Source organism: Prevotella micans F0438, assembly GCF_000243035.1.
Lineage (GTDB): Bacteria > Bacteroidota > Bacteroidia > Bacteroidales > Bacteroidaceae > Prevotella > Prevotella micans.
Map to the genome: position 1 here is coordinate 457572 of NZ_JH594521.1, position 6516 is coordinate 464087.

The 6516-nt window shown below is 46.5% G+C and carries 4 protein-coding genes; all 4 read left to right on the forward strand.

All coding sequences use genetic code 11. The features are described from left to right. Positions 1–478: 478 nt before the first annotated feature. Positions 479–1507 carry a DUF6261 family protein gene (locus tag HMPREF9140_RS01825; RefSeq protein ID WP_006951324.1) on the forward strand — a complete coding sequence of 343 codons (1029 nt, stop codon included), beginning with the start codon at positions 479–481 and terminating at the stop codon, positions 1505–1507. Positions 1508–2081: 574 nt separating this feature from the next. Then, positions 2082–3983 (forward strand): 2-oxoacid:acceptor oxidoreductase subunit alpha, encoded by a 1902-nt coding sequence (locus HMPREF9140_RS01830; protein WP_006951325.1) that lies wholly within the window; start codon positions 2082–2084, stop codon positions 3981–3983. Positions 3984–3990: 7 nt separating this feature from the next. Continuing rightward, a complete protein-coding gene (locus HMPREF9140_RS01835) occupies positions 3991–4998 on the forward strand; it encodes a 2-oxoacid:ferredoxin oxidoreductase subunit beta (RefSeq protein WP_006951326.1) in 1008 nt (335 codons plus the stop codon). Positions 4999–6124: 1126 nt separating this feature from the next. Then, positions 6125–6516 (forward strand): YitT family protein (locus HMPREF9140_RS01840; RefSeq protein WP_006951327.1); only part of this gene is annotated, 392 nt, incomplete at its 3' end.

Here is a 6516-nt window from a genome sequence, read left to right on the forward strand (position 1 = left end):
GCAAAATCATCCTGCCGAAGCTGGGCAAGTAGCAGATAAACCCGACAAATATGAACTGGAATAGATACAGATGGATTGTACAGAGAAATTCTGTTCGTGCATTCATCCGATATTAAATAAAAACAATAACAGAGTGAGGGTCAACGCAATGCTCCCTCGGATAAAATCGATGCAGAGTGAGGGTCACGCAATGCTCCCTCGGATAAAATCGACGCAAAATGAGGGTCACGCAATGCTCCCTCGGATAAAATCGACGCAAAATGAGGGTCACGCAATGCTCCCTCGGATAAAATCGACGCAGAGTGAGGGTCACGCAATGCTCCCTCGGATAAAATCGACACAGAGTGAGGGTCATGTTGTGTTCCCAAAGATTAAATCGGGTAAAAATGAGGCTCATGTTGCATCGAACGACATCAGAATTACATTAGGATGAGGCTTAAGACAACATCAATAGATATCAACTTTAAAGAATCGTATTATGAAATTAAAACTATTTCAAAGGCCCAGGCTGCGACACATTGAGCACCTGGAGTTCGCCAACACAATTTTACGACTGTGCAAAGAGGCGAACGTTGAGAAATTAACCGCGGTACTTAAACCGCTTAGCGATGCTATCGAGGCCGAAGATAAGGCGCTTAACCAGTCGAAAGTTCTGTTCGGAACCGAAGACCTCGTGAAACTCGACGACGCGCGCGACAAGGCTTATCAGGCACTTCGGTTGTTGGTTAAGATGTATTTGCAGTCGGACGACGAAGAGACCCTTAAAGCCGCCAAACGCCTCCGCGAGGTTATGTCGCGCTATCCGCAAGCCGATATTCAGGGCTACGTTCAGGAAACGGGAATGATTAAAAATCTTATCGCCGACACCAAGGAGGGAGATATGCCCGCCATGCTCGCCCGACTGGGTGCCATGCCTGCCGTTACACGACTGGAAAATGCTAACAGAGCTTTCGACGAAGTTTACCACAATCGCGCTCAAGTTAGCAAGTCGTACGGTCAATTCGATGTTCGCGCTTTGCGTGGGGCCGTAGATAAGGCGCTCGACACGATTCTAACACGAATCATCGCGCTTGCCGACCTCGACCCTACACCGCCCATCGAAAAACTGGTGGAACAATACAACTTCCAGGCCGACAATTGGCAAGCTCATCTTGCACAGCGCAAATCGTCTAACAAATCGTCTCACGAGCGCGACATGGACAAATACGCCGCTCTTCTCGAGCCCCTCTTCGCCGAACTGGAAAAAGAACGCGGCCTCTCGAGAGGCTCGCTCTCATTCGCCCGCGAGTTCCGCGGAACAGGCAAGAAGCGCGCGTATCTATTGAACGTCGCCGGCAAGAGCCCCATCTGGGTCGTAATCTCTAAAGGCAAACTCGTCGTCGTTCCCGAGCCGAGCGGAAAATCCACCGGCTCCGGTGGTAATGGTGGAAATAAACCCGGCGGAGGAACCGGCGGCGGCTCCCCCAAACCCGGACGAGAAGAAGACCCCGGAGAAGATAAAGTTTAGAACTTATTATTTCGTTTATATATATCAATCATGAGAAATAGACCTGCACGCGTCGAGATGGACGCGTGCAGGTCGTGTTTTATAGATACCAATTCGGGCGGAACGCCCGCAGGTGTAGGGACAGACCCCGTGTCTGTCCGATACCCATACCGATGCCCATGCCAATTCGGCCTACCGACCGCATAACAATATTTCGCACCTTCTCTGTGGTTTGGTATTTATGCCGTCTTGTGGACGGTGGGCGGACAGCAAATCACCCCTCAATCACCCCTCAATCACCCCCTTAATCACCCCTCGGGGTCTGTCCCTACGTTAATCACTCCTCGGGAGGAGAAAGAACGATGGAAAACTTCTCCCGAAATACTTACAACGCTTGCATAATGATAGGCTTCGCGGGGCATTAGGCAACATGTGAAATGCAAGCCGCGATGGGGTGCTTACATTCGGTTTAATGCTTGTTTTTCAGACGCTTTCGAGCTGCGGTTTTTTCCTATGTAAACATTTTGTTACATCAATAAAAAGTCTCACTTTTGCGCCCGTCATAGTACTAACATGAACAAGAAGAAATAATTCTATGGATGAACAAATCGAAGTGAAAGAGCTCGATAGCGTTGTAGTGCATTTCTCCGGCGACTCCGGTGATGGCATGCAACTGGCGGGCAACATTTTCTCAACCGTTTCAGCAACGGTAGGTAACGGAATCTCTACATTCCCGGACTATCCGGCAGACATTCGCGCCCCGCAAGGTTCGCTAACCGGCGTGAGCGGATTCCAAGTACACATCGGCGCCGGTAAAGTATATACTCCGGGCGACAAATGCGACGTATTGGTTGCAATGAATGCAGCAGCACTCAAGATGCAGTATAAACATTGTAAACCACAATCAACCATCATCATCGATACCGACTCTTTCGGCCCGCGCGACCTGCAAAAGGCCGAATTCAGTAGCGACGATTATCTTGCCGAGATGGGTATAGACTCCGACAGAGTCGTAGCCTGTCCGATAACGAAGATGGTCAAGGAATGTCTGGTCGACTCGGGCATGGACAATAAATCAATGCTCAAATGTCGCAACATGTTCGCTCTCGGATTAGTTTGCTGGCTCTTCAACCGCGACCTGTCGCTAGTATCAAACTTCCTACGCGAAAAGTTCCGCAAGAAACCAGCCATCGCCGAAGCTAACATAAAGGTGGTAGAAGCCGGATATAACTACGGACACAACGTACACGCCTCTGTTCCGAACACCTATCGAATAGAATCGAAAGTAAAAGAACCAGGACGATATATGGATATAACCGGTAATAAAGCCACAGCCTACGGCCTTATCGCCGCCGCCGAGAAAGCAGGTTTACGCCTCTTCCTTGGCTCCTATCCAATTACACCAGCCACCGATATTCTTCACGAATTAGCTAAACACAAATCGCTAGGCGTAACAACCGTTCAGTGTGAAGACGAAATTGCCGGCTGCGCATCATCTATCGGAGCTGCATTTGCCGGAGCATTGGCCGCAACATCAACCTCCGGCCCCGGTATATGTTTAAAGAGCGAAGCTTTGAACCTCGCGGTAATCGACGAACTCCCACTTGTAGTTATCGATGTTCAACGTGGCGGTCCATCAACAGGTATGCCAACGAAGAGCGAACAAACCGACCTTCTACAAGTACTCTATGGACGAAACGGCGAAAGTCCGATGCCGGTTATTGCCGCAACAAGCCCAACCGACTGCTTCGATGCTGCTTTCAATGCATGCAAAATAGCTCTCGAACACATGACACCCGTTGTGCTGCTAACCGACGCATTCATAGCAAACGGCTCATCGGCTTGGAAACTCCCTAACATCGACGACCTGCCAGAAATTCATCCGCACTTCGCACCCGAAGAGCAGAAATATAAGTACACTCCCTACAAACGCGAGGCCTATTCAAATGTTCGCTATTGGGCCATACCAGGTCAGGAAGGCTATGAGCACATCCTGGGTGGATTGGAGAAAGACGGCGAAACCGGAAGTATATCAACCGACCCGGATAACCATGATTTGATGGACCACTTGAGATTCGACAAAGTGGCTCGTATCCCCGTTCCCGACCTTGAGGTGCTAGGCGATGCCAACGATGCCGACCTGCTTATCGTAGGCTTCGGAAGTACCTATGGACATCTGCTCTCAACGATGAACGAACTTCGCGCAAAAGGACATAAGGTTGCATTGGCACAGTTCAAATACGTTAACCCACTGCCGAAGAACACAGCCGAAGTCCTCGGACAATACCCGAAAGTAGTTGTCGCCGAGCAGAATCTCGGTCAGCTGGCAGCTCTCCTTAGAATCCGCATAAATCATTTCGCACCCTATCAGTATAATCAGGTTAAAGGACAGCCGTTCGTGGTTAGCGAACTGGTGAAAGAGTTCGAAAAACTCATCAATGCCCCAATGCCTAAAGAAGAAAAGGGAACAACATTCTACTCTAAAATCTTAGAATAAATCGACTATGAACCAATATACAGCACAAGATTTCAAGAAAGGACAACCCAGATGGTGTCCCGGATGCGGCGACCATTTCTTCCTGGCTAATCTCCAAAAGGCAATGGGCGAAATAGGAATCCCACCGCATAAAACAGCCGTGATTTCAGGTATCGGATGTTCCAGCCGACTGCCATATTACGTAAGCACCTACGCAATGCAAACCATTCACGGCCGAGCAGCCGCAATTGCAACCGGCGTGAAAGTAACCAATCCTGAACTCACTGTTTGGCAAGTATCAGGCGACGGCGATGCACTCGCCATCGGCGGAAACCATTTTATTCATGCAATGAGGCGCAATGTCGACCTAAACATAATCCTGCTCAACAACCGAATATACGGATTGACAAAAGGGCAATATTCGCCCACCAGTCCGCGTGGATTTGTGTCGAAGTCGAGCCCCTTTGGAACCACTGAAGACCCCTTCCGCCCAGCTGAGCTATGCTTCGGCGCCCGCGGAAAATTCTTCGCCCGTAGCGTGGCAACCGACAACAACGCCACGATGGAAATTCTCAAAGCAGCCCAACAACACAAAGGAGCCGCCGTATGCGAGATTCTTCAAAACTGCGTAATCTTCAACGACGGTTGTCACGACTCGGTTTACAGCACCGGCAGTCGTAAAACAAACTCCATTCACGTTCGCCACGGCGAGCCCCTCGTTTTCGGTAAAGACAATGAGTTTGGTCTCATTCAGGAAGGCTTTGGATTAAAGGTTGTCACCATCGGTCAGGACGGTTACACAATGGACGATATTCTTGTTCACGACGCTCATTGTGAAGATGATACTCTACAGCTCAAACTCGCTATGATGAGCAACGAGAATGGTTTCCCAATAGCCCTCGGAGTTATTCGCGACGTCGAAGCTCCAACCTACGATGCTGCCGTGAACGAGCAAATAGAAGAAGTGAAGGCAAAGAAACATTATCACAACTTCATGGAACTGCTCGAAACCAATGATATTTGGGAGGTTAAGTAAGAAAGGTTAATTAAGTTTATCTATTTTATTTGTGGAGGTGTGTCAGAAATGATGCACCTCCGTTTTTTATCTATATTCTGCTTATTCGGAACTAACTACCTTTTATAATAGACTTCAACTAGACGCAGAGGAATTATTTAATGGTGTGGATGGTTATTATGAATAATATAGTCCTAACATATCCCATCTGCGAAAAGGGCTTTCCGCGTGCTCTTGAAATTGCATACGTGTGCGCATAAATTTCTTCACGTATCCCCGTAAAATTCTATACGTAAAGAAATTTATCGGGACACGTGAGAAAATTTACGGGGATACGTGAAGAAATTTATGCGCACACGTATGCGTTTTCCAGAGAAAACTTGAACGGCCCTAAAACAAGGCGTTTCGGCCATTTTAGGAACCTTCGAAAACAGCTTCTGCGCTACGAAAAAGAATGTGATTCTCTTACATCCCATTTTTGAGTAATTATCAAAGAACCTGTACGCATCAAGATTGATGTATGCAGGTCTTTATTTCCGTCTATATTTTCTGCTTCTTTCCAATCTTTTATCAATCGAATAGTCCGCTACGCTCTTTCTTTAATCCGAATAAAGCAGCTGGGAAATAGAGATAAATCTAGATGTAACTAATTAAGTGTGTTTACAATCTCCCTCTAAACGTTATACTCTAACGCGCATCATTTAGAGAAAAGTCCATTGTGTATCAGTTTAAGTACATGTGAGCATACACTCGAATAGGCATTGATTGGGAGTAGAACTTTTGGTATAAATCCTCTTCGCAGAGCTGAAGGGAGCAAAATGAGTTATTAATTGTAAGTAAGTTCTTATATTCTTGACAAGACAAGGATGATTTCTAGCCTAGAACGGGGTAGAAATATATAGAAAAAGGATTAGTAGAGAGTAATTATAAGTTGTATTACGGCTTTGATTTCTAAACTATTATACGAGAAGGACTATAGGAAGAAAAGGTAGTTGTAGTGAAATCGTATTTCCTTTTCATTTTCTATCGGCTTTCTTTTATTACTTTTGCGGCCATCAAAAACAACTCTATTGCTAATCGGCCTTTGGGCTGTTTTGCATACCATGAGAATAATCCTTTAAATATCACAATCAAAAATCATGAAATTATGAATCAAAATCAGCGATTCAGTCACGTATTCACAGCAGAAAATGCGAAGAAAACTGTCAGTAAACTAGGGGCCATTCTGGCTACCAAGAAGTTTTGGGTAGAACTTCTCATAATGACGTTGGGCATGTTTGTTGCCGCTATGGGAGTTTATTTTTTCTTGATTCCCAGTAAGCTCATTGTTGGTTCTATCACCGGCTTATCGCTAGTGGTTTCTAAACTACTTCCGTTCATTTCGGTAGGAACTATAATATTTGTTATCAATGCTATTTTGTTGATTCTGGCATTCTTACTCATTGGTAACGAATTCGGAGCAAAGACGGTCTACACGGCATTAATTCTCGGTCCGATGATTGACTTCCTGGGAACAGTTATTCCCATCAAGGAATCTAT

Bases quoted from the DNA above. Each gene is read 5' to 3' on its own strand.
- HMPREF9140_RS01835 (WP_006951326.1), top strand. From the start codon at position 3,991: ATGAACCAATATACAGCACAAGATTTCAAGAAAGGACAACCCAGATGG.
- HMPREF9140_RS01830 (WP_006951325.1), top strand. From the start codon at position 2,082: ATGGATGAACAAATCGAAGTGAAAGAGCTCGATAGCGTTGTAGTGCAT.
- HMPREF9140_RS01825 (WP_006951324.1), top strand. From the start codon at position 479: ATGAAATTAAAACTATTTCAAAGGCCCAGGCTGCGACACATTGAGCAC.